This is a genomic window from Xanthomonas sp. WHRI 1810A (assembly GCF_040202885.1).
Taxonomy (GTDB): domain Bacteria; phylum Pseudomonadota; class Gammaproteobacteria; order Pseudomonadales; family Pseudomonadaceae; genus Aquipseudomonas.
Genome location: NZ_JBEGED010000003.1, coordinates 167,971 through 188,964, shown reverse-complemented (window position 1 = coordinate 188,964; position 20,994 = coordinate 167,971). Strand labels below are relative to the sequence as shown.

At 59.1% G+C, this 20,994-nt stretch carries 18 protein-coding genes; 6 read left to right on the top strand and 12 right to left on the bottom strand.

The features are described from left to right. Positions 1–97 precede the first annotated feature (97 nt). The 5 genes from ABQX22_RS06930 to ABQX22_RS06910 form a co-directional block, all read right to left on the bottom strand. Complete coding sequence (locus tag ABQX22_RS06930) at positions 98–826, bottom strand: hypothetical protein (RefSeq protein ID WP_349797847.1); 729 nt, start codon at positions 824–826, stop codon at positions 98–100. Between the two features lie 568 nt (positions 827–1,394). Next, a complete protein-coding gene (gene tcyN / locus ABQX22_RS06925) occupies positions 1,395–2,138 on the bottom strand; it encodes an L-cystine ABC transporter ATP-binding protein TcyN (RefSeq protein WP_349797845.1) in 744 nt (247 codons plus the stop codon). Positions 2,139–2,141: 3 nt separating this feature from the next. After that, positions 2,142–2,810: a cystine ABC transporter permease gene (tcyL, locus tag ABQX22_RS06920; RefSeq protein WP_349797843.1), complete on the bottom strand. Its 669-nt coding sequence runs from the start codon at positions 2,808–2,810 to the stop codon at positions 2,142–2,144. Continuing rightward, positions 2,807–3,604, bottom strand: coding sequence for a cystine ABC transporter substrate-binding protein (gene tcyJ, locus ABQX22_RS06915; protein ID WP_349797841.1), 798 nt, complete (start codon positions 3,602–3,604; stop codon positions 2,807–2,809). Before tcyJ ends, tcyL begins: the two co-directional genes overlap by 4 nt. A gap of 203 nt (positions 3,605–3,807) precedes the next feature. Further along, a complete protein-coding gene (locus ABQX22_RS06910; protein WP_349797839.1) occupies positions 3,808–4,809 on the bottom strand; it encodes a D-cysteine desulfhydrase in 1,002 nt (333 codons plus the stop codon). A gap of 209 nt (positions 4,810–5,018) precedes the next feature. Here ABQX22_RS06910 and epsC point away from each other — a divergent pair, with 209 nt between their 5' ends. From epsC to mgrA, 3 genes are all read left to right on the top strand, one after another. Next, the gene (epsC, locus tag ABQX22_RS06905; RefSeq protein WP_349797837.1) at positions 5,019–5,981 is read left to right on the top strand and encodes a serine O-acetyltransferase EpsC; all 963 of its coding nucleotides are present in this window, start codon (positions 5,019–5,021) and stop codon (positions 5,979–5,981) included. Between the two features lie 344 nt (positions 5,982–6,325). Then, positions 6,326–8,320 (top strand): choline transporter BetT, encoded by a 1,995-nt coding sequence (gene betT / locus ABQX22_RS06900; RefSeq protein WP_349797835.1) that lies wholly within the window; start codon positions 6,326–6,328, stop codon positions 8,318–8,320. A gap of 61 nt (positions 8,321–8,381) precedes the next feature. Next, the gene (mgrA, locus tag ABQX22_RS06895) at positions 8,382–9,419 is read left to right on the top strand and encodes an L-glyceraldehyde 3-phosphate reductase (RefSeq protein ID WP_349797833.1); all 1,038 of its coding nucleotides are present in this window, start codon (positions 8,382–8,384) and stop codon (positions 9,417–9,419) included. A 119-nt stretch (positions 9,420–9,538) separates the two neighbouring features. Here the strand turns inward: mgrA and ntrC are convergent, their stop codons facing one another. The 6 genes from ntrC to glnA all read right to left on the bottom strand — a co-directional run bounded on the left by ntrC (position 9,539) and on the right by glnA (position 15,768). After that, positions 9,539–10,975, bottom strand: coding sequence for a nitrogen regulation protein NR(I) (gene ntrC / locus ABQX22_RS06890; RefSeq protein WP_349797831.1), 1,437 nt, complete (start codon positions 10,973–10,975; stop codon positions 9,539–9,541). Beyond that, the gene (glnL, locus tag ABQX22_RS06885) at positions 10,972–12,057 is read right to left on the bottom strand and encodes a nitrogen regulation protein NR(II) (RefSeq protein WP_268798505.1); all 1,086 of its coding nucleotides are present in this window, start codon (positions 12,055–12,057) and stop codon (positions 10,972–10,974) included. The genes ntrC and glnL overlap by 4 nt, the downstream gene beginning before the upstream one ends. 309 nt (positions 12,058–12,366) lie before the next feature. Then, positions 12,367–13,005 carry a DUF4124 domain-containing protein gene (locus tag ABQX22_RS06880; protein WP_349797829.1) on the bottom strand — a complete coding sequence of 213 codons (639 nt, stop codon included), beginning with the start codon at positions 13,003–13,005 and terminating at the stop codon, positions 12,367–12,369. Further along, positions 12,989–13,525 (bottom strand): DUF4124 domain-containing protein, encoded by a 537-nt coding sequence (locus tag ABQX22_RS06875; RefSeq protein ID WP_349797827.1) that lies wholly within the window; start codon positions 13,523–13,525, stop codon positions 12,989–12,991. The genes ABQX22_RS06880 and ABQX22_RS06875 overlap by 17 nt, the downstream gene beginning before the upstream one ends. A 203-nt stretch (positions 13,526–13,728) precedes the next feature. Continuing rightward, the gene (locus ABQX22_RS06870; protein ID WP_349797825.1) at positions 13,729–14,157 is read right to left on the bottom strand and encodes a cupin domain-containing protein; all 429 of its coding nucleotides are present in this window, start codon (positions 14,155–14,157) and stop codon (positions 13,729–13,731) included. Positions 14,158–14,361: 204 nt separating this feature from the next. After that, on the bottom strand, positions 14,362–15,768 hold the full coding sequence (gene glnA, locus ABQX22_RS06865; RefSeq protein ID WP_349797823.1) for a glutamate--ammonia ligase: 1,407 nt from the start codon (positions 15,766–15,768) through the stop codon (positions 14,362–14,364). 331 nt (positions 15,769–16,099) lie between these two features. Here glnA and thiI point away from each other — a divergent pair, with 331 nt between their 5' ends. Together thiI and typA are read left to right on the top strand one after the other, a co-directional pair. Then, positions 16,100–17,554 (top strand): tRNA uracil 4-sulfurtransferase ThiI, encoded by a 1,455-nt coding sequence (gene thiI, locus ABQX22_RS06860; protein ID WP_349797821.1) that lies wholly within the window; start codon positions 16,100–16,102, stop codon positions 17,552–17,554. A gap of 141 nt (positions 17,555–17,695) precedes the next feature. Beyond that, the gene (typA, locus tag ABQX22_RS06855) at positions 17,696–19,516 is read left to right on the top strand and encodes a translational GTPase TypA (protein ID WP_349797819.1); all 1,821 of its coding nucleotides are present in this window, start codon (positions 17,696–17,698) and stop codon (positions 19,514–19,516) included. 276 nt (positions 19,517–19,792) lie between these two features. Here typA and ABQX22_RS06850 read toward each other — a convergent pair whose 3' ends face one another. Then, positions 19,793–20,248 (bottom strand): YkgJ family cysteine cluster protein, encoded by a 456-nt coding sequence (locus ABQX22_RS06850; RefSeq protein WP_349797817.1) that lies wholly within the window; start codon positions 20,246–20,248, stop codon positions 19,793–19,795. A 170-nt stretch (positions 20,249–20,418) separates the two neighbouring features. On the opposite strand from ABQX22_RS06850, the gene ABQX22_RS06845 reads away from it, so the two are divergent. After that, positions 20,419–20,982 (top strand): phosphonate degradation HD-domain oxygenase, encoded by a 564-nt coding sequence (locus ABQX22_RS06845; RefSeq protein ID WP_349797815.1) that lies wholly within the window; start codon positions 20,419–20,421, stop codon positions 20,980–20,982. The last annotated feature ends 12 nt before the right edge of the window (positions 20,983–20,994 follow it).

The following is a 20,994-nucleotide window of genomic DNA, read 5'->3' as shown; positions in this document are numbered from 1 at the left end:
GCATTTCTTGCGCGGTTGTTTGTAGGCGGTCGGCGCAGCAGGATAAATAACCGAATCCTGACTGCGCCCAGGCACAGATGTCCGTGATCGCAATACTTCACCCGCTGCAGCAGTCGTGGACGCGCACTTTGATCGTACGCGGTGGCGCCCACAACGAGTTGTTTCCCACACGGTCGATGATGCAATACGTCACCTCATGATGCAGATCAGTGCCGGCCTCCTTTATGAACGCACCGGGTACGTGAAACGTGATGGGTCTGCCCACTTGCTCGCGGGTAATCACCGGCAGATCGATGCGTGAGTCACCCCAGCGAAGGGTGATTTCATCGTAGGCGTCCATATTGGGATAGGGCTCGATGGTCACGCCGACACCGTTATCTGTGTGCTTTTCAGTGATGCCGTTACGCATCACGGCGGTAGAAAACGCAAGGGCTGTCAGCCCCTGGTTTTCGCTCATCATCTGGTCGATCAGCTGGCCGCCTGGGGGATCAAGCTTGACCCACAACTTGCTGGACGGCGACTGAATGGGCAAGCCGCCGATCTTTTTAACGGTGTAGTAAGTCTTGGCTTTGCCGGTCTGCAGAAAGCTTTCCGGGACGTGCAGCACTGACGTATAGCCGATGTCTGCAGCGGTCAATACTTTCGAGGCGACATAAGAGTCGCACCAGAACAGTTCGATCAGATCGCCGATATCCATGTCGGGGTATGGATCGATATTGACCGCTAAATGGGACGCCGCCACGACGCCGATGCCGTGTTTGTTGGCTTGAGGAAGGTAAGGTGCGAACAGTTTCGGGTGTACGATTTTTCTCGGGTCGTGGGTCATATCAGAACACTCTTTTCCGTGGTAACCATGTTTGCTTTATTGAATGTGCTCAGCCTGATGGTGAAGTGAGTTGCCTATCCGTGCCGACGAGGTTTAGTACACGCTGAGTGCAAACTTATGGCAAACATTACAATTAGTCCCAAATTGCCAGTTGAACGTAATCCGAGGCCATGCCTTTCTTTTTCGAAGTAATTGGGTTATTGAGTGGCTGTCAATGAAAAGAGGGGCGATATCACGCAATGTTCAAAATTAAAAGATAGTTCCTACAGTGATTTAGTCGTGATTGATCGCCAGAAAAGAACGTTCCTACTGTGCTCCGCAACTTTCGGTAAACCTGCAGAAAACAACGCGACATTGCTCCGCTCCGGCTTAACCATGGAGCAGCTCATTTTTAGATGCCGGGTTTTAGGTGACGCAATTTGAAAGGTTTACGGCGCAACGCTCGATAGATCAACCCAAGCCTGGCCCCGTAACTCACCAACTCTTTAGATGGAATAAAACTTGTAGAAATGTGAGGGCGTAGGAAACGGCGCTGATTAGCGCCGGCCCTGGTGTTGCGTGTGTAGGATCAATTCCTGCTGCGCTCGAGGAACTGCCGCGTCCGTTCTTCTTTCGGATTGGCGAACAACGCCTTGGCTTCGCCTTGTTCGACGATCACGCCCTTGTCGATGAACACCACGCGATTGGCCACATCCCGCGCGAAACTCATCTCGTGGGTGACGATCACCATGGTGCGTTTTTCCTCGGCCAGTGCGCGAATCGCCGTCAGCACTTCACCCACCAGCTCCGGGTCGAGGGCTGAGGTCGGCTCGTCGAACAGAATGACTTCCGGCTCCATCGCCAGCGCACGGGCAATCGCCACCCGTTGCTGTTGCCCGCCCGACAGACGACGCGGGTAGGCGTCTTCCTTGCCCGCCAGGCCGACCTTTGCCAGCAAGCCGCGACCCAGCGCGAGGGCCTTTTCCTTGTCCATCTTCTTGACCACGATCGGGCCTTCGATGACGTTTTCCAGCGCGGTACGGTGGGGGAACAGATTGAAGTTCTGAAAGACGAAACCGACATGCTGGCGCAGCTGGCGAATCAACCCCTGCTGCTGGCTTAACGGACGACTGCCATCGACCTTGATATCCCCGACCACGATGGTGCCGCTGGTGGGTTCTTCGAGGAAATTCAGACAGCGCAGCAGGGTGGTTTTCCCCGAACCGCTGGGCCCGATGATCGCCACCACTTCCCCCGGTTCGACACGCAGGTCGATGCCCTTGAGCACTTGATTGCCTTTGAATTCCTTGGTCAGTTTCTCAACCACGATCATGCTTCAGGCCTCCACATCATGGCGATTGACCCGGGTTTCCAGGCGGTTCTGGAAGTGCGACAGGATCGTGGAAAGGACCCAGTACATCAGCGCCACAGTGAGGTACATCGAGAAGATTTCGAAAGTGCGCGATGAAATCAGCTGCGCCTGGCGGAACAGCTCGGGCACCTGAATGGTGGCGGCTTGCGCGGTGTCCTTGACCAGCGAAATGAAGCTGTTGCCCAGTGGCGGCAGGGCGGTGCGCGCCGCTTGCGGCAGAATCGCCCGGCGCATGATCTGCGCACGGGTCATGCCGATACTGGCGCCGGCTTCCCATTGCCCCCGGTCCACCGACGAGATGGCCGAGCGAAGGATCTCGCAGGCATACGCGCCCATGTTCAGCGACAGACCGATCAGTGCCGCAGGAATCGGATCAAGCTCGATCCCCAGCTGCGGCAGGCCGTAATAGATCATGAACAGCTGGACCAGCAGCGGCGTTCCGCGAAAGAACGAAACGTAGACCCGCGCAATGCCGCGCACGATGGTTGAGCGCGACAGCCGCATCAAGGCCAGCCCGAAGCCCAATAAAAGCCCGAAAACCATGCTGCCCAGGCTCAAGGGGATGGTGTACATCATCCCCTTGAGCAGGAACGGCAACGATTCCCAGAAGAGCTGGAGAAACGACTCGATCATTTAGTGACGTCGGCGTTGAAGTATTTCTGGGACAGCTTGGCGAGGGTGCCGTCTGCACGGAGTTTGGCGAGGGCTTTGTTGATCGCGTCCAACAGTTCCGGCTCGCCTTTACGCAGGGCGATACCCGATTCCTGACGGGAGAACGGTTCACCGGACACGGCCAGGGTGTCTTTGGTTTTGCCCACCAGCTCCAGCGCAGCAAGGCGGTCGACCAGGATCGCGTCGATGCGGCCTACGCGCAGGTCCTGGTATTTGGTTGGGTCATCGTCGTAGGTTTTAACGATGGCGCCCGGGACGTTTTCCTTGAGCCACTGCTCGTAGTTGGTACCCAGGCCGACGCCGATCTTGTGGTCCTTCAAATCAGCAGCAGTCTTGAATGTGCCAGCGTCTTTCTTCTGCACGAGGGCCTGGATGCCGGAGATGGTGTACGGCGTGGAGAAGTCATACTTCTTCTTGCGCTCGTCGGAAATGGTCACCTGGTTCACGACGACGTCCAGGCGTTTGGATTCCAGCGCAGCGAGGATGCCGGCCCATGGTGTCGCTTGCAGCTGGACTTTTACGCCCAGTTCTTTGGCCAGTGCCTCTGAAAGCTCGACTTCAAAGCCGGTCAGTTTTCCGTCTTTGTCCACGAAGCTGAACGGTGGGTAGGTGCCTTCCAGGCCCACTTTGAGCGTGCCGTTCTTTTTGATCGTATCCAGCTGGTCGCCAGCCACGGCCTGGCTGACCAGACCGGTGCCCAGCACCAGGCTGAAGGCCGAAAGCAGAAAGGTGCGACGAAGTGCAGACATGTTCATGAGCGTCCCCTGTTTATTGGAATGTCAGGCAAGAATCAGACCTGGACGAAAGCTACTGTGGCCCCGGAAGTTTATCCAGCTTTTTCAGCGGCCTGCGGGGCAGGGATGGCTGCGGGCTCCTGTAGGAGCGAACTTGTTCGCGAAGCTTTATTTCTGGTTAACCTCATAGGCCGCTTCGCCAACACGTTGGCTCCTACAGGTCATTAGTGCTCCGAAAACACCCCGGGATACGCAAACAGTGCAGGCGCGCCGCCGGTGTGCAGGAAGATGATCGGGCCGTCGTTGAAGCGTTGCCGACCGATGCCATCCAGCAAACCGGCCATGGCCTTGCCGGTGTAGACCGGGTCCAGCAACAGGCCCTCTTGACTGGCCACCAGCCTGATCGCGGACAGGGTTGCGGCATTGGGCTCGCCGTAGCGCGGCCCGTAGTACTCGTCCCATAGCTGCACCTCGAACGCCGAGGGCAGCGGCACGCCCAATAGCGCCGCGGTGCGCTCTGCCAGGGTTTGCACTTTGGGCGCCTGGGTCTCGGCAGGGCGGGACACGTTCACGCCAATCACCGGCAACTGTGGCAGCACGTCGGCCAGCGCCAGCGCCAGTCCGCTGTGGGTGCCGGCGCTGCCCGAGGCCAGGACCACAGCAGCGAATGCCAGGCCGGTCTGTTGAATCTGCTCGGCCAGCTCAAAACCTGCGCGCACATAGCCCAGCGCGCCCAGGGCGTTGGACCCCCCGATCGGCACCAGATACGGCTTTTTGCCGCTGGCACTTAACCGTTCGGCCAAGGCTTGCAACAGCGCGTCCGCATTGTCCAGGTTCTCCACCAACTCCACTTTGGCGTCGAACAGGTCCAGCAGCAGTCGGTTGCCATTGTTCAGGTAATTGCTGTCGTCGGTAGCGATCGGGTTTTCCAGCAGTGCCACGCAGCCCAAGCCCAGTTTTGCGGCCAGCGCCGCCGTCTGGCGAACATGATTGGACTGGATTGCACCGGCGGTGATCAGTGTGTCGGCGCCTTGGGCCAGCGCGTCGGCGGCCAGATATTCGAGCTTGCGCAGCTTGTTGCCGCCCAGCGCCAACGGGGTGATGTCGTCGCGCTTGACGTAAATATCACGCCCCGCCCAGGCCGAGAGACGCTCCAGTTTTTCCAGCGGCGTCGGCGCGCCCAACAGGGAGAGACGGTGAAAACGCGCAAGTTGTTCGTTGATCATAAGGGGGTCGAGTCTTCAAGTGGATCGCATAAACAGGTCGCAGGACTATAGGCAGACCCTTGCGACAGGGCAACCAAACGATTCCCGCCGGCTGATGCTCTAAAGCCCCGCTAAAATTGTTATTTTTTCGCCCTGAACCTTTGCCGTAGAGTGACCCCACTGTGGGCTGCGTCTGGGCAGATGCGCCGTAAAACCGAGGAGAAACCTGCGTGAGCACTATTCCCGAACCGTCTTCAGAGGCGTGTGCCCAAGGCCTGACCGGTCACTGGCAGTTGCAACGGATCGTCGGTGAGCTGCGCGCCGCCCGTGATGAGTGGCGCACCCGGAATGGCCGGGTCAGTGGTGAAATGGGCGGTCGTGAGCTGCCGTCCCGCGAGGCCATGCGCGACATTCTTGAGGCGCTGAGCGGCGCATTGTTTCCGATGCGGCTGGGGCCGGTGGACCTGCGCGAAGAGAGCGAGGACTTTTACGTTGGCCACACGCTGGACGTGGCCCTGAATTCGCTGTTGGCACAAGCGCGGCTGGAGTTGCGCTACGTCGCCCGCCAGCGAGGCGAAGACGCCAGCTGTGCGGACGTGCATGCCGAGCGGCTGATCCAGGATTTCGCCAGCGCGCTGCCGGCGATCCGCAAGATTCTCGACACCGACGTGCTCGCCGCCTACCACGGCGACCCCGCCGCGCGCAGCGTTGACGAAGTGCTGCTGTGCTATCCGGGCATACTCGCGGTGATCCATCACCGTCTGGCGCACCATCTGTATCGCAACGGCCTGCCGCTGCTGGCCCGGATCAGTTCCGAGCTCGCCCACTCCGCCACCGGGATCGATATCCACCCCGGCGCACAGATCGGCTCGAGCTTTTTCATCGATCACGGGACGGGTGTCGTCATCGGTGAAACGGCGGTCATCGGCAACCGTGTGCGCATCTACCAGGCGGTGACCCTGGGCGCCAAACGCTTCCCGGCCGACGAAGACGGTCAGTTGCAGAAGGGTCACGCGCGCCATCCTATTGTTGAGGACGATGTGGTGATCTACGCCGGTGCGACGATCCTGGGTCGCATCGTCATTGGCCAGGGCTCCACCATCGGCGGCAACGTCTGGCTGACCCGTGGGGTTGCGCCGGGGAGCAATGTCAATCAGGCAAGCCTGCAGCACGATGACGGGAGCCAGAAATAGACCCATTTCCATGGGGTTCGATTGTTGGAGCGAGGCTTGCCCGCGAAGGTTGTGATCAGCGACAGAGATGCTGTTGACCGAGCGCATTCGTGGGCGAGCCTCGCTCCAACACGAGCAATTTAACTGCTCCGACCAGTGGGAACGATCCCTCTAGATCGGGCGTCCTACCCTCGCGTGAGCTAGCGTACAAGGGCCGTCAATTGGTCCTTCCAGCCCGATCCGTGTTTTAATTGAACGCTCAGTCAATATAAACCGGTGGTTCGCTGCCCGCTCACAACAGGAGGCTTACCCTTGCAGTACCCGCTCAATTTCCGCCAGATCCCCGCCGTCCACGCGTGCCACACATGAGTGGCAGTAACGCTCAGGCCGCCTCCACGGTGCGCATGAATGCGCCCGTCTTCTATTTTGCCGCCAGCTTTATCCTGATTTTCGGTCTGGTCGTCATCGGCTTTCCCGAAGCGTCGGGCAAGTGGCTGTTGGCCGCCCAGAACTGGGCCGCCAATACCGTCGGCTGGTATTACATGCTGGCGATGACCCTGTACCTGCTGTTCGTGGTGTTCACGGCGCTGTCGGGCTACGGCAAAATCAAGCTCGGCGCGGACCATGACGAACCGGAGTTCAGTTACCTGTCCTGGGCCGGCATGCTGTTCGCCGCCGGGATCAGCATTACGCTGTTCTTCTTTTGTGTGTCCGAACCGCTGACCCACATGCTGCAGCCGCCGGAAGGCCAGGGCGGGAATCCGCAAGCGGCGCGGCAGGCCATGCAGATCCTGTTCCTGCACTGGGGCCTGCACGGCTGGGGCGTCTTTGCCTTCGTCGGCATGGCGCTGGCCTACTTCGCCTACCGCCACAACCTGCCGCTGGCGTTGCGCTCGGCGCTGTACCCCCTGATCGGCAAGCGCATCAACGGCCCGATCGGCTACGCGGTGGACGGTTTCGGCATCATCGCGACGATCTTCGGGCTCGGCGCCGACATGGGCTTTGGTGTCTTGCACCTCAACTCCGGCCTGGACTATCTGTTTGGCGTGCCGCACACCCAGTGGATTCAGGTGGGCTTGATCACCCTGATGATGGGCGCTGCGATCCTGGTGGCCATCGCCGGTGTCGACAAGGGCGTGCGCGTCATGTCCGACATCAACATGCTGCTGGCGTGTGCCTTGCTGCTATTTGTCCTGTTCGCCGGCCCTACCCAGCACCTGCTCAACACGCTGGTGCAGAACATCGGTGATTACCTCGGCGCGCTGCCGGTCAAGAGCTTCGACGTGTATGCCTACGATGGCAAAAGCGACTGGCTGGGCGGCTGGACGGTGTTCTATTGGGCCTGGTGGATTGCCTGGTCGCCGTTCGTGGGCCTGTTCATCGCGCGTATTTCACGGGGCCGTACCATCCGTGAATTCGTCTGCGGCGTGCTACTGATTCCGTTGGGTTTTACCCTCGCGTGGATGTCCATTTTCGGTAACAGCGCCATCGACCAAGTGCTCAACCACGGCATGACGGCCTTGGGTCAGGCGGCGATAGACGATCCGTCCATGGCTTTGTACCTGATGCTGGAAAACTACCCGTGGAGCAAGACGGTCATCGCCGTCACGGTCTTCATCAGCTTCGTGTTCTTCGTGACCTCCGCAGACTCCGGCACCGTGGTGCTGTCCACCCTGTCGGCCAAAGGCGGCAGCCCGGACGAAGACGGACCGAAATGGCTGCGGGTGTTCTGGGGCGTGATGACCGCGCTGATCACCAGCGGGCTGTTGTTCTCGGGCAGCATCGATGCGCTGAAATCAGCGGTGGTCCTGACCTCGTTGCCGTTCTCGTTGATTCTGCTGTTGATGATGTGGGGGCTGCACAAGGCGTTTCACATGGAATCCCAGCGTCAGATCGCTCAGCTTTACTCGCTGGCACCGGTCTCGGGCGCTCGTCGCGGCGGCTGGCGACAGCGCTTGACCCAGGCGGTGGCCTTCCCGTCTCGTGACGAGGTGTACCGATTCCTTGAACAGACGGTGCGTCCTGCCATCGAAGACGTTACCGGGGTGTTCGCGGAGAAAGGCCTGACCGTCGTCACCCAGCCCGATGCGGAAAATCACACCGTCGGGCTGGAAATCGGCCACGGTGAAGAGCGTCCGTTCATCTATCAGGTCACGATGCGTGGCTATTTCACGCCGTCGTTTGCGCGAGGCGGGATGGGCTCGAAACAACTGAACAATCGACGCTACTACCGGGCGGAGGTGCACTTGAGCGAGGGCAGTCAGGATTACGATTTGGTGGGTTACACCAAAGAGCAGGTAATCAACGACATCCTCGACCAGTACGAGCGCCACCTTCAGTTCCTGCATTTGGTGCGCTAGCGGCGGGTCACTCTGTAGACGGACTCCGGACAACATATTTCTGACAATAAGTGAGTACTCGATGACCTACATTGCTGCAGAAAACCGTTACGACGTCGTCCCGTATCGCCGCGTGGGCCGCAGTGGCTTGGTGCTTCCAGCCCTGTCACTAGGGTTGTGGCACAACTTTGGCGACAGCACGCCCATCGACACCCAGCGTGCGATGCTGCGCACGGCGTTCGATCACGGCATCAACCACTTCGACCTGGCCAACAACTACGGCCCTCCCTACGGCAGCGCCGAGGTCAACTTCGGGCGCCTGCTCAAGGAAGACTTCTTGCAGTACCGCGACGAGTTGATCATTTCCACCAAAGCCGGGTGGGACATGTGGCCCGGGCCGTATGGTCAGGGCGGCGGCTCGCGTAAATACGTGTTGGCCAGCCTCGACCAAAGCCTGCAGCGCATGGGGCTGGATTACGTCGATATCTTCTACTCCCACCGCTTCGACCCGGACACACCGCTGGAAGAAACCGCCAGTGCATTGGCCACTGCGGTGCAGCAGGGCAAGGCGCTGTACATCGGCATCTCTTCGTACTCCGGCGCCAAAACCCGGGAGATGGCGGCGTTGTTGAAAGAGTGGAAAGTCCCGTTGCTGATCCATCAGCCGGCCTACAACATGCTTAACCGCTGGGTCGAAAAGGACCTGCTGGACGCGACCGAGGAGTTGGGTGCTGGGGTGATTGCCTTTACCGCGCTGGCTCAGGGGCTGCTGTCGGACAAATACCTGAACGGCGTGCCGCAGGATGCGCGGGTCAATCGTCCGGGAGGTGGTTCGTTGCAGGCGTCGCACCTGTCCGAGCAGAACATCGCTCATGTGCGGGCGCTCAACGAGATCGCCAAACGTCGCGGTCAGAGCCTGGCGCAGATGGCATTGGCGTGGACGTTGCGCGACCCGCGTGTGACGTCCTCGCTGATTGGTGCCAGCCGTCCGGAGCAGATCATTGAAAACGTCGGCGCACTGAAAAACCTCGAGTTCAGCGCGCAAGAACTGGCTGAAATCGACGGGTTTGCGGTGGAAGGCGGGATCAATCTGTGGGAAAAGCCGTCAACGGCGGAGTGATGCACTAACCCTGTAGGAGCGCGCTTGCCCGCGATGGCGGTGTATCTGCCGGCATCGTTGTTGAACGGACCGACGTCATCGCGGGCAAGCGCGCTCCTACAGGTGACCGGCGGGCTTTATCAGGCCTCATCCCCCTCATCATCATCCCCGCCATCGATCTTCATGCCCAACTCCTTGATCTTTCGGGTCAGGGTGTTGCGGCCCCAGCCCAGCAGGACAGCGGCGTCGCGACGGCGGCCGGCGGTATGCTTTAGGGCGGTTTCGATCATGATGCGTTCGAAGGTCGGCACGGCACTGTCGAGCAGGCTGGACTGTCCGCGCGCCAAAGCCTGATCGGCCCACTGACGCAGCGCTTGCTCCCAGTTGGTGACCGGTGCCGAATCCTGCGGCAGGCTCAGCAGCTCAGGCGGCAGGTCGCTGATGTGCACTTCACGGCCGGAGGCCATGACGGTGATCCAGCGGCAGGTGTTTTCCAGCTGACGCACGTTGCCCGGCCACGGCAGGTGCTTGAGGTATTCCTCGGTTTCAGTCTTCAGCAACTTGGGTTCGACCGCCAGTTCCTGCGCGGCGCGAGCCAGAAAGTGCCGGGCCAGCGTCGGGATGTCTTCCCGACGATCCGACATGCGCGGAATGTGAATGCGGATGACGTTCAAACGGTGGAACAAGTCCTCGCGGAACTTGCCAGCCTGCACCAGGGTTTCCAGATTCTGGTGAGTCGCGGCGATGATTCGCACGTCGACCTTGACCGGCGTATGACCGCCCACCCGATAAAACTCACCGTCAGCCAGGACGCGCAGCAAGCGGGTCTGGGTGTCGGCCGGCATGTCGCCGATTTCATCGAGGAACAGCGTGCCGCCGTCGGCTTGCTCGAAACGGCCGCGACGCAGGTTGGCTGCACCGGTGAACGCGCCTTTCTCATGGCCGAACAGCTCGGATTCCATCAGGTCTTTCGGAATCGCTGCCATGTTCAACGCGATAAACGGCGACGCTGAGCGCGGGCTGTGGCGATGCAGGGCGTGGGCAACCAGCTCTTTACCGGTACCGGATTCGCCGTTGATCAGCACGGTGATGTTGGAATGGCTCAAGCGCCCGATGGCGCGAAACACTTCCTGCATCGCCGGCGCTTCACCGATGATTTCCGGCGTGCGGGTCAGCGTGGGAGCCACTTCCAGGCCTTGTTGCTCTTGGGCGTGCTGATTGGCGCGCTTGACCAGCGACACCGCTTCATCCACGTCGAACGGCTTGGGCAGGTATTCAAACGCACCGCCCTGATACGAGGCCACGGCGCTGTCGAGGTCGGAATGGGCGGTCATGATGATGACCGGCAGACGCGGGTGCTGCTCGCGAATCCGTGCCAACAGGTCCAGACCACTGGCACCGGGCATGCGGATGTCGGAAATGATCACATCCGGTTGCTGACGGGCCAGACGGCTCATCACGCCATCGGCGCTGTCGAAGCTCTGCGTGGTCATGCCCTCTTGCTGCAAGGCTTTTTCCAGTACCCAGCGGATGGAACGGTCGTCATCGACGATCCAGACAGTTTCACTACGGCTCATGTCGAAGCTGCTCCTTGTTCCAGCGGCAAGAAGATCGAGAACGTGGTATGGCCAGGATGGCTCTCACACTCGATCAGCCCCTGGTGCTGACTGATAATGTTTTGGGTGATGGCAAGACCGAGCCCCGTGCCATCCGGGCGGCCGCTGACCATCGGGTAAAAAATGGTTTCCTGAAGCTCGGCAGGAATGCCAGGCCCGTTGTCGATGATTTCGATTTTGCTCACCAGGCGGTGACGCACGTGGCCGATGGTGAACTGCCGCATGGCGCGGGTGCGCAGGCTGATACGGCCCAGGCGCAACTCGTTCTGCCCGCTGATGGCCTGCATCGCGTTGCGGACGATATTGAGTACGGCCTGAATCATCTGCTCGCGGTCGATCAACACGTCCGGAATGCTCGGATCGTAATCGCGCACCAACGTGATGCAGCCCTGGCTTTCCGCCTCGACAAGGCTGCAGACGCGTTCGAGGACTTCATGCACGTTGGTCATGGCAAGCGAGGGCAGCTTGTTGGAGCCGAGCATACGGTCCACCAGATTTCTCAGGCGGTCCGCTTCCTCGATGATGACGTTGGTGTAGTCCTTGAGGCTTTCTTCGGGCAGCTCTCGCGCCAGCAGTTGCGCTGCGCCGCGAATCCCGCCAAGCGGGTTCTTGATCTCGTGGGCGAGACCGCGCACCAGCATCTTGGTGGTTTCCTGCTTCGACAGCTGGGCTTCTTCCTTGGTGATCCGCAGCAAGCGGTCGCGCGGATGAACCTCCAGCAGGAGCATGGTTTCGCCCTGGGACAGAATCGGCGTCACTGCGTAGTCAACGGTCAGGGTCTGGCCGGTCAGCGCAGTGAGCATGGCTTCGCGCTTGGTGAACGGGTGCGCCTGCTCGACTGCCTGACGCAGGGAGCTAAGGGCTTCGGCGGATTCGGTGAACAGTTCACTGATGAACTGCCCGTGGCTGCGCTGGCCACTGATCGCCAGCAGCATCTCGGCTGCGGGGTTCATGTACTCCAGGCGCAGGTCCGAGTTGAGCAGAATGGTGGCGGTGGTCAGGTTATCGAGTAACAGTCGGTGCAGCGTGTCGCTGATAGTCATGAATGTCGTTGACCTCGTTTGCCACAGTGCACGTCGGGCAGGCCCGTTACAGCAGGCGCTGGTTGGTCTTCGCCAGCGTTGTCACGCCGCTGAGACGGTGCTTATGTCTTGTGTATTTATTACAAAATGCAAAAACCAAACCAAGGCTCCGAAAAGAAGCGTTATTTGAATGGATTCGGGCTTAATTTGAACAGCGTGCGCCAGTACACCGCAAACCGAGTGGCTGCTTGAACCAAATTGGGCTGCGCTGCGCTGCTTCCGTTCAGGTGGCGCACCTAAGTGGTGCGCCCCATCTTATGCCCTGGCGGGTCAGAAGAAAGGAAAAAAGCTGCTTTCTTCCTTGGGCTTGTCCGCGACCGGGCATTCGGGACGCACGCCGTATTCTTCCTTCTTGCACGGTTGTGCCAGGCGCTTCTGCGCCAGGGACGTGCGGAACATGTGGAAGGGCTGGTTGGGGGTTCGCTCTGCCACGCGGCCGTACTGGTCGACGATTTCAATCGAGAGCTGGTGCGTGCCCCGGTCAATGTTGGTCAGGGGAATGACCGGGCTCCGGCCTGGCGCGCCATACGGGTTGCCATCCAGCAGCAAGCGATAGCTGTGACCGGGCTGCAAGGCGGGATCATTGGTTACCGTTACGATCAGATTGCCCTGCATGTCACGAATCGTGGCGTCCGGCTCGGGCGCCAGAATCCGTACCAGCTGATAAATGAACAGCGGCGGTGGGTTCCGACTGGCAGACGGGGCAGGGCGTTTTTTCGGGGGCACGGCCATACCGTTGCTCGGCGCAATATCGACTTTTTTGGCGTTGTGGTGCGGCTGGTCGGTAAAGACGCGATTACCTTCGGCATCGATGTAGGTGTAGACATCGGCCAGGGCCGGCTGCCCCAGCAGCATCAGGAGGCAGATCAGTACCCTGCGCATAAACGGACGATCACCGATTACCGACATGAACCCGCTGCACTGTGAAGGTCACTGTCTGACTTTGCTGGATGGACTTCTGATCACTGATCTGCAGGACCTGAACGGCAAGGCTGTGCTCGCCACGGTCCAGTTCCATGACCTGAAGGCGCGGGACATTGGTGGGCTGGCCGTAGGGTTGGCCGTCGACGACCAGTTGCAGCAAGTGCCCGGATTGCAGGCGCGGTTGAATCCGCACGCCGACGGTGAACGTGCCATTGTTTGCCCGCAGGGCTTCGTCTGTGGGCAGGTCCGTCACTTCGAGCACCGGGTACGCCGCCGTGTTCTGCGGGGCCTGCCCCTGGTTTGGCGTCGCCGGCGAAGGCGGGCGCGCGGTCGGGGCAACCGTGTCGATGCGCTGGAGCGGCGGCAGGTCCATGGTTTCTGCTTTGGTGCCGTTGGGCGGCTGACTGCTGTAAGCGGTGTTGCCGTTGGCATCGGTGTATTTGTAGATCTGCGCAACAGCGGGCAAAGCAAATAACCACAGCAGCAGGACAAGACTTCGACGCATGAACGCTCCAATCAAAACAGCGGGGCAGCGATAGGACTCAAGGACGCTACTGTGACAGCGCCAACCCTTCGTAGCCAGCATAGAACACAAGCGTCATGAAGCGTGCTGAAACAGCGATGCCCAGGCCGTTCAGCAGAGCGGCTTGGGCATCGATGATAGTCAATCGGGCAAGCAAGGTGCGGTAACCCGATACCACCCTTTTTCTATTTTGCGGTTTTATCATCCTCGGACAGCGGCATGCCTGGCGTACCGGCGTAAAAGACCACCAGCTCGGTGGGCGTGGCCCCGCTGGTGCCGCGGTGCACGATGTTGTTCATCTCGGGCAACACCTGGCCCGCCGTCAGCGTGATGGTCTTGCCGCCTTCTCGCGCTTCGACGATCAGCTCACCGGAAACCACGTACCCAGCGGCCGGCATCGGGTGCGAGTGCCAGTCAAACCGGGCGCCCGGCGACATCACGACCTTGCGGACCGTCAGCTCCGGCACGCCTGTCGGGTAGGCGGTGTAGGGCGTGCCATCCCAGGAGGACGTCGTTTTAGACAGGATTTTCGATTCGATGGTGGGGGTGGTTTGAGCGTGTGCTGTGCCGATCAACAAGAGGGTCGTCAGCGAGGCTGTTGCGAGTTTCAGCATGTCCATTCCTTTGGCTGGGCCCAAGCGGTGTGCCTGGACTGCGTGGGATTAGAAATGACTGGATCAGCGAGGACCAGAGCACTTGCGTTTCAGGACGTATCAGCCGATGGCAAGCGCTTTCCGGCCTCGAGGGCGGAAGGCGGGCACAAAAAAGGCCTCCCGAAGGAGGCCTCTCTTTACGTCAATGCAACTGACGCGACTGGATCAGCAGCTGTAGTACAGCTCGTATTCCAGTGGGTGTACGAAGGTGCGAACCTTGATTTCTTCTTCGCTTTTCAGGGCGATGTAAGCGTCGATGAAGTCGTCGCTGAAAACGCCGCCTTTGGTCAGGAACGCGCGACCCTTGTCCAGCTCTTCCAGGGCTTCTTTCAGGCTGCCACAAACCTGTGGGATCTCTGCAGCCTCTTCAGGTGGCAGGTCATACAGGTTTTTGTCAGCAGCATCGCCTGGGTGGATCTTGTTCTGGATGCCGTCCAGGCCAGCCATCAACAGTGCAGCGAACGCCAGGTACGGGTTGGCCGATGGGTCCGGGAAGCGTGCTTCGATACGACGGCCTTTAGGGCTGTTGACGTAAGGAATACGGATCGACGCGGAACGGTTGCGAGCCGAGTAGGCCAGCATCACCGGTGCTTCGAAACCTGGGACCAGACGCTTGTAGGAGTTGGTCGACGGGTTGGTGAAGCCGTTCAGTGCCTTGCCGTGCTTGATGATGCCGCCGATGAAGTACAGGGCCAGGTCGGACAGACCGGCATAGCCTTCACCTGCGAAGGTGTTCTTGCCATCTTTGGAGATGGACATGTGAACGTGCATGCCTGAACCGTTATCGCCGTACAGAGGCTTGGGCATGAAGGTGGCGGTGCGACCGTAAGCGTCGGCAACGTTGTGCACGACATACTTAAGGGTCTGAACTTCGTCAGCCTTCTTGACCAGCGTGTTGAATTTCACGCCGATTTCGTTCTGGCCTGCGGTGGCCACTTCGTGGTGGTGAACTTCGACGACCTGACCCATTTCTTCCAGGGCGTTGCACATTGCGGTGCGGATTTCGTGGTCGTGGTCGAACGGCGGAACCGGGAAGTAACCACCCTTGATGCCTGGACGGTGGCCTTTGTTGCCGCCTTCGATGTCGGCATCGGACATCCACGAACCCTGTTCAGAGAAGATTTTGAACATGGAGCCGGAGATGTCGGACTTGAACTTCACTTCGTCGAAGATGAAGAATTCTGGCTCAGGGCCTGCGAATACGGTGTCACCGATACCGGTGGACTTCAGGTATTCCTCGGCGCGGTGAGCGATGGCGCGCGGGTCGCGATCGTAACCTTGCATGGTCGAAGGTTCGATGATGTCGCAAACCAGAATCAGGGTTGGCTCTTCGGTGAACGGGTCCAGAACGGCGGTTTCGTCGTCCGGGAGCAGAATCATGTCGGAGGCTTCGATGCCTTTCCAGCCAGAAATGGAGGAACCGTCGAACATTTTGCCGACTTCAAAGAAGTCGTCTTCCAGCGCATCGCGAGCAGGCATGGTCACGTGGTGCTGAGTGCCTTTGGTGTCCGTGAAGCGCAGATCAATCCATTTAACGTCATGATCTTTGATGAGTTGAACCGACTTCGACATGTTGTCCTCCGGGGTGGATTAGGGCTGGATAGTTGTTGGCCCTTTAATTTGGGTGATGCCGGGCGCGATAGTCTGCCAAGGCAACCTGCCTCACAAGGGAGCAATTTGCATGCCAGTGCCCTGAGTTGGGTTTGCCCGGCGAAACAGCGATTTTCATGGCTATAAACGACGCATTTATGAAAATCCACGCCCCGAAATGGTGCTTTGGATTTGCGGAGAGTGTCGTTTTGGTGCGCTGATAGTCGGCGTTACGATAACTGGTTAAACCTTGAACAATTTCCGCTATAATCCCGCCCCCTCTTTTTCGACCGGCACCTTGCGCGCTGTTTTCATGAAACTAATCGTTAAAGTTTTTCCAGAAATCACTATCAAAAGCCGGCCGGTGCGGAAGCGCTTCATCAAACAGCTGGCCAAAAACATCCGTACCGTGCTCCGTGATCTGGACCCGGCACTGGTGGTCGATGGCGTGTGGGACAACCTTGACGTCGAAACGAAGGTCACCGATCCCAAAGCCTTGCACGACATGACCGAGCGCCTGAGCTGCATGCCGGGCATCACGTATTTTCTGCAGGTTGATCAGTACCCGCTGGGCGACATGGACGACATCTACGAAAAGTGCAAACAGCACTTCGGCGACGTCCTGGCCGGCAAAGTGTTTTCGGTCCGTTGCAAGCGTGCCGGTCATCATGATTTCAGCTCCATGGACGTCGAAAAATACGTCGGCAGCCGACTCCGAGCCGAGTGCGGCGCCGCTGGTATTTCCCTGAAATCACCCGAAATCGAAGTCCGGATGGAAATTCGCGACCAACGGTTGTTCGTGATCCACAGCCAGCACGCCGGCATTGGCGGTTACCCACTGGGTTCGCTGGACCAGACGCTGGTATTGATGTCCGGCGGGTTCGATTCCACCGTGGCCGCGTACCAGATCATGCGCCGAGGCATGATGAGCCACTTCTGCTTCTTCAATCTGGGCGGCAGGGCCCATGAACTGGGCGTCATGGAGGTCGCGCATTTTCTCTGGAAGAAGTACGGCAGCTCTCAGCGGGTGCTGTTTGTCAGCGTGCCATTCGAGGAAGTTCTGGGAGAAATTCTCGGAAAAGTCGATAACAGTCATATGGGCGTTGTATTGAAGCGTATGATGTTGCGCGCTGCGACAACGATCGCTGACCGTCTGGAAATCGATGCGCTGGTGACCGGTGAAGCAATCTCCCAGGTGTCGAGCCAGACGCTGCCCAATCTGTCGGTTATCGATCAGGTCACGGAGAAGCTGGTACTGCGTCCGCTGATCGCCAGTCACAAGCAGGACATCATCGATCAGGCAGATCAGATCGGCACCGGCAATTTTGCCCGACACATGCCTGAGTATTGCGGGGTGATTTCGGTCAACCCCAAGACCGCCGCGAAGCGCAATCGCGTCGAGTACGAAGAACAACAGTTCGACATGGCGATTCTCGAGCGTGCGCTGGAGAACGCCCGGATGGTCCCCGTTGATCGTGTGATCGACGAGTTGGGCCAGGGCGTCGAGATTGAAGAAGTCAGCCAGGCGCTGGCAGGGCAGGTCGTTATCGACATCCGTCACCCGGATGAACAGGACGATCGCCCGCTGGTGCTGGCTGGCATTGAAGTACAAGCGCTGCCGTTCTATGCATTGAACAGCCGTTTCAAGGAACTGGATTACACGCGCCAGTACCTGCTGTATTGCGACAAAGGCGTCATGAGTCGCCTGCATGCCCACCATTTGCTCAGTGAGGGGCATGCCAATGTGCGCGTTTATCGACCGAGCTAAGTGCCCGGGGCTGTTTGCCTGTGGCCTGCGTCACCGGCCCCCCGACACCAGTCGTCAAGCCGTAACGGCTTTAGCCGACTCTACAGTTCATAGCTGCCTACACTTAGTCAGCTGACCGAATCCTCTGATCGAGATACACAAGTGATCGAAAATCTACGCAACATCGCCATCATTGCTCACGTTGACCACGGTAAAACTACCCTCGTTGACAAGCTCTTGCGTCAATCCGGCACCCTGGAACGCGGCGAGCTCAACGACGAACGCGTGATGGACTCCAACGACCAGGAAAAAGAGCGTGGTATCACCATTCTCGCGAAGAACACCGCGATCAACTGGAATGGCTACCACATCAACATCGTGGACACCCCGGGCCACGCCGACTTCGGCGGTGAAGTAGAACGTGTGATGTCGATGGTCGACTCCGTTCTGCTGCTGGTCGATGCTCAAGACGGCCCTATGCCGCAAACCCGTTTTGTGACCAAGAAGGCTTTCGAAGCCGGCCTGCGTCCAATCGTGGTCATCAACAAGGTTGACCGTCCGGGCGCGCGTCCGGACTGGGTTCTGGACCAGATCTTCGATCTGTTCGACAACCTGGGCGCCACCGAAGAACAGCTGGACTTCAAAGTCGTTTACGCCTCCGCGCTAAACGGTATTGCCGGTCTGGAACACACCGACATGGCTGAAGACATGACGCCGCTGTACCAGTCGATCGTCGACAACGTACCTGCGCCGAAAGTTGACCGTGATGGTCCGTTCCAGATGCAAATTTCGGCACTGGACTACAACAGCTTCCTGGGCATCATCGGCGTTGGCCGTATCGCCCGTGGCAAGGTCAAGCCGAACACCCAGGTCGTGGCTATCGACGCCAACGGCAAGCGCCGTAATGGCCGTATCCTGAAGTTGATGGGTCACCACGGTCTGCACCGTGTAGACGTAGAAGAAGCAGCTGCCGGCGACATCGTTTGCATCAGCGGCTTCGAAGAGCTGTTCATCTCCGACACCCTGTGCGACCCACAGACCGTTGAAGCGATGAAGCCGCTGACCGTTGACGAGCCAACCGTTTCCATGACCTTCCAGGTCAACGATTCGCCTTTCTGCGGTAAAGAAGGCAAGTTCGTCACCAGCCGTAACATCAAAGAGCGTCTGGACAAAGAGCTGCTCTACAACGTTGCATTGCGCGTTGAAGAAGGCGACACCGCCGACAAGTTCAAGGTCTCGGGCCGTGGTGAGCTGCACCTCTCGGTACTGATCGAAACCATGCGTCGCGAAGGCTTCGAAATGGGTGTCGGCCGTCCTGAAGTGATCATCCGCATGGTTGATGGCGTCAAGCACGAACCGTACGAAAACGTGACCATCGACCTGCCGGAAGAATCCCAGGGCGCAATCATGGAACAGATCGGTATCCGTAAGGGCGACCTGACCAACATGGTTCCGGATGGCAAGGGCCGTGTTCGCCTTGAGTACAACATCCCGGCACGTGGCCTGATCGGCTTCCGTAACGAGTTCCTGACCCTGACCTCCGGTGCAGGCATCCTGACCTCGATCTTCGACCGTTACGACGTGATGAAGTCCGGCGACATGTCCGGCCGTCAGAACGGCGTGCTGGTTTCGGTTGCGACCGGCAAGGCACTGACTTACTCGCTGGAAACACTGCAGGCACGTGGCAAGCTGTTCCTGGGCCACGGCGAAGACGTGTACGAAGGTCAGATCGTCGGCATCAACAGCCGCGACAACGACCTGGGTGTAAACCCAACCAAAGGCAAGAAGCTCGACAACATGCGTGCTTCCGGTAAAGACGAAACCATCGCGCTGGTTCCGCCTATCCGCTTCACGCTGGAACAAGCACTCGAGTTCGTTCAAGAAGACGAACTGTGCGAAGTGACGCCGAAGTCGATCCGCCTGCGTAAGAAAATTCTTGGCGAAAGCGAGCGTACCCGCGCCGCCAAGAAAAGCGGCAATTGATTAGTTTTTAATCAGCCGTAAAAAAACGCCCCCGACCGCAAGGTCGGGGGCGTTTTTGTTTGTGTGGCTTAAAGAAGGTGGCTGCTTCTGCCCGGAGGGCGTGGGAGCTTGGCTTGCCAGCGATCTGACGCGAAGCGGCAGCAGATAGGTGGGATGCGGTCTCCCAAAAAATTTGTACTGTCAGGACTTACGACTGCTGCGCAGCCGATCGCTGGCAAGCCAAGCTCCCACGCCTTCGGCAGAAGCAATTCGTAATTCCCCGCACGATGAAGTGCATCAAAACTTCAACGGCACTCGCCCCGAATTGGCATTCAGCGTCCCGCGATCCTCACGCACCACCGCTTTGGGGATGTACGCGCAATAGCCTGGGCGTGGGCCGATCTTCGGATGGTTGCGGCAAGTGTCCGGGCGTTTTTCGTAAATCGTGCACAGACGGCTTTTGCGATCCAGATACAGGCAGTCGTTGTTGCTCATGCGCTGCAGGGTGAAAATCCCGGTCTTCTGGTTGAAGCGCTCGACGATCCCTTCCTTTTGCAGGCGCTTGGCGATGTTCTTCGGGTTTTCGCCCATTTCGAACTCGTCAACAATGCCGATGCGGATCAAATCCTTGATCTTCGTCTCCACCGGTAACGTGCAGCAGCTGGAGATACAGCCGCCGCACATGTGGCTGGAGTATTTGGCCCAGGTATCGAGACGGTCGATTTCTGCGGCGGCGATCAAGGTGGGTTTCATGTGCTTCAGGTTCCGGGTGTATCGGGCGCGGGATCATACCGGGGCTGGCGCGTTAACAGTATCCCCAAATGATCAAAGCGACTGTCGGCAGGCGCCACCGTCATCCAATCGTCGTGCGCGGTGACCATGATAGTCACCTCCCACAGGCGGACAACAATCAGGAAAGGGCGATGCAGACGGTCGAGCAAAGAGTAGATGAAGTGTTCAGCGGGTACGTCCAGCGCGGCAGCGACGACTACATCGGTGAGCCGGTGTCGCAGATCGAACACATGTCACAGGCGGCTCAGCAGGCGATGGCCGAAGGGTATGACGATGAAGTCGTGCTGGCGGCGTTCTTTCACGACATCGGCCACCTCTGCGGACACCGCCCGGACATGGCGAGCATGGGCGGTTATGGCGTCATGAGTCACGAGCGCGTCGGCGCTGACTACCTGCGCGCCTTCGGCTTCAGTGAACGCATGGCCCGGCTGGTGGAGTCCCACGTTCAGGCCAAGCGCTATCTGACGCTGAGGCAGCCTGGGTACTACGCACAGCTGAGCGAGGCGAGCCGGCAGACGCTGGAGTATCAGGGCGGCGTGATGACAGAGGGCGAGGCCGATGCGTTTGAGCAGGACCCACTGTGCGAAATCAGCCTGCGCATGCGGCAATGGGACGAGCGGGCGAAAGAGACGAACGTGCCGGTGATTGATCTGCGGGTGTTGAAAGAAATGGCGGTTACCATACTGCGAAGATAAACACGATTCTGT

Coding starts and splice junctions, on each gene's coding strand:
- ABQX22_RS06930 (WP_349797847.1), bottom strand. CDS start 826: ATGACCCACGACCCGAGAAAAATCGTACACCCGAAACTGTTCGCACCT.
- tcyN (WP_349797845.1), bottom strand. CDS start 2,138: ATGATCGTGGTTGAGAAACTGACCAAGGAATTCAAAGGCAATCAAGTG.
- tcyL (WP_349797843.1), bottom strand. CDS start 2,810: ATGATCGAGTCGTTTCTCCAGCTCTTCTGGGAATCGTTGCCGTTCCTG.
- tcyJ (WP_349797841.1), bottom strand. CDS start 3,604: ATGAACATGTCTGCACTTCGTCGCACCTTTCTGCTTTCGGCCTTCAGC.
- ABQX22_RS06910 (WP_349797839.1), bottom strand. CDS start 4,809: ATGATCAACGAACAACTTGCGCGTTTTCACCGTCTCTCCCTGTTGGGC.
- betT (WP_349797835.1), top strand. CDS start 6,326: ATGAGTGGCAGTAACGCTCAGGCCGCCTCCACGGTGCGCATGAATGCG.
- mgrA (WP_349797833.1), top strand. CDS start 8,382: ATGACCTACATTGCTGCAGAAAACCGTTACGACGTCGTCCCGTATCGC.
- ntrC (WP_349797831.1), bottom strand. CDS start 10,975: ATGAGCCGTAGTGAAACTGTCTGGATCGTCGATGACGACCGTTCCATC.
- glnL (WP_268798505.1), bottom strand. CDS start 12,057: ATGACTATCAGCGACACGCTGCACCGACTGTTACTCGATAACCTGACC.
- ABQX22_RS06880 (WP_349797829.1), bottom strand. CDS start 13,005: ATGTCGGTAATCGGTGATCGTCCGTTTATGCGCAGGGTACTGATCTGC.
- ABQX22_RS06875 (WP_349797827.1), bottom strand. CDS start 13,525: ATGCGTCGAAGTCTTGTCCTGCTGCTGTGGTTATTTGCTTTGCCCGCT.
- ABQX22_RS06870 (WP_349797825.1), bottom strand. CDS start 14,157: ATGCTGAAACTCGCAACAGCCTCGCTGACGACCCTCTTGTTGATCGGC.
- glnA (WP_349797823.1), bottom strand. CDS start 15,768: ATGTCGAAGTCGGTTCAACTCATCAAAGATCATGACGTTAAATGGATT.
- thiI (WP_349797821.1), top strand. CDS start 16,100: ATGAAACTAATCGTTAAAGTTTTTCCAGAAATCACTATCAAAAGCCGG.
- ABQX22_RS06850 (WP_349797817.1), bottom strand. CDS start 20,248: ATGAAACCCACCTTGATCGCCGCCGCAGAAATCGACCGTCTCGATACC.
- ABQX22_RS06845 (WP_349797815.1), top strand. CDS start 20,419: ATGCAGACGGTCGAGCAAAGAGTAGATGAAGTGTTCAGCGGGTACGTC.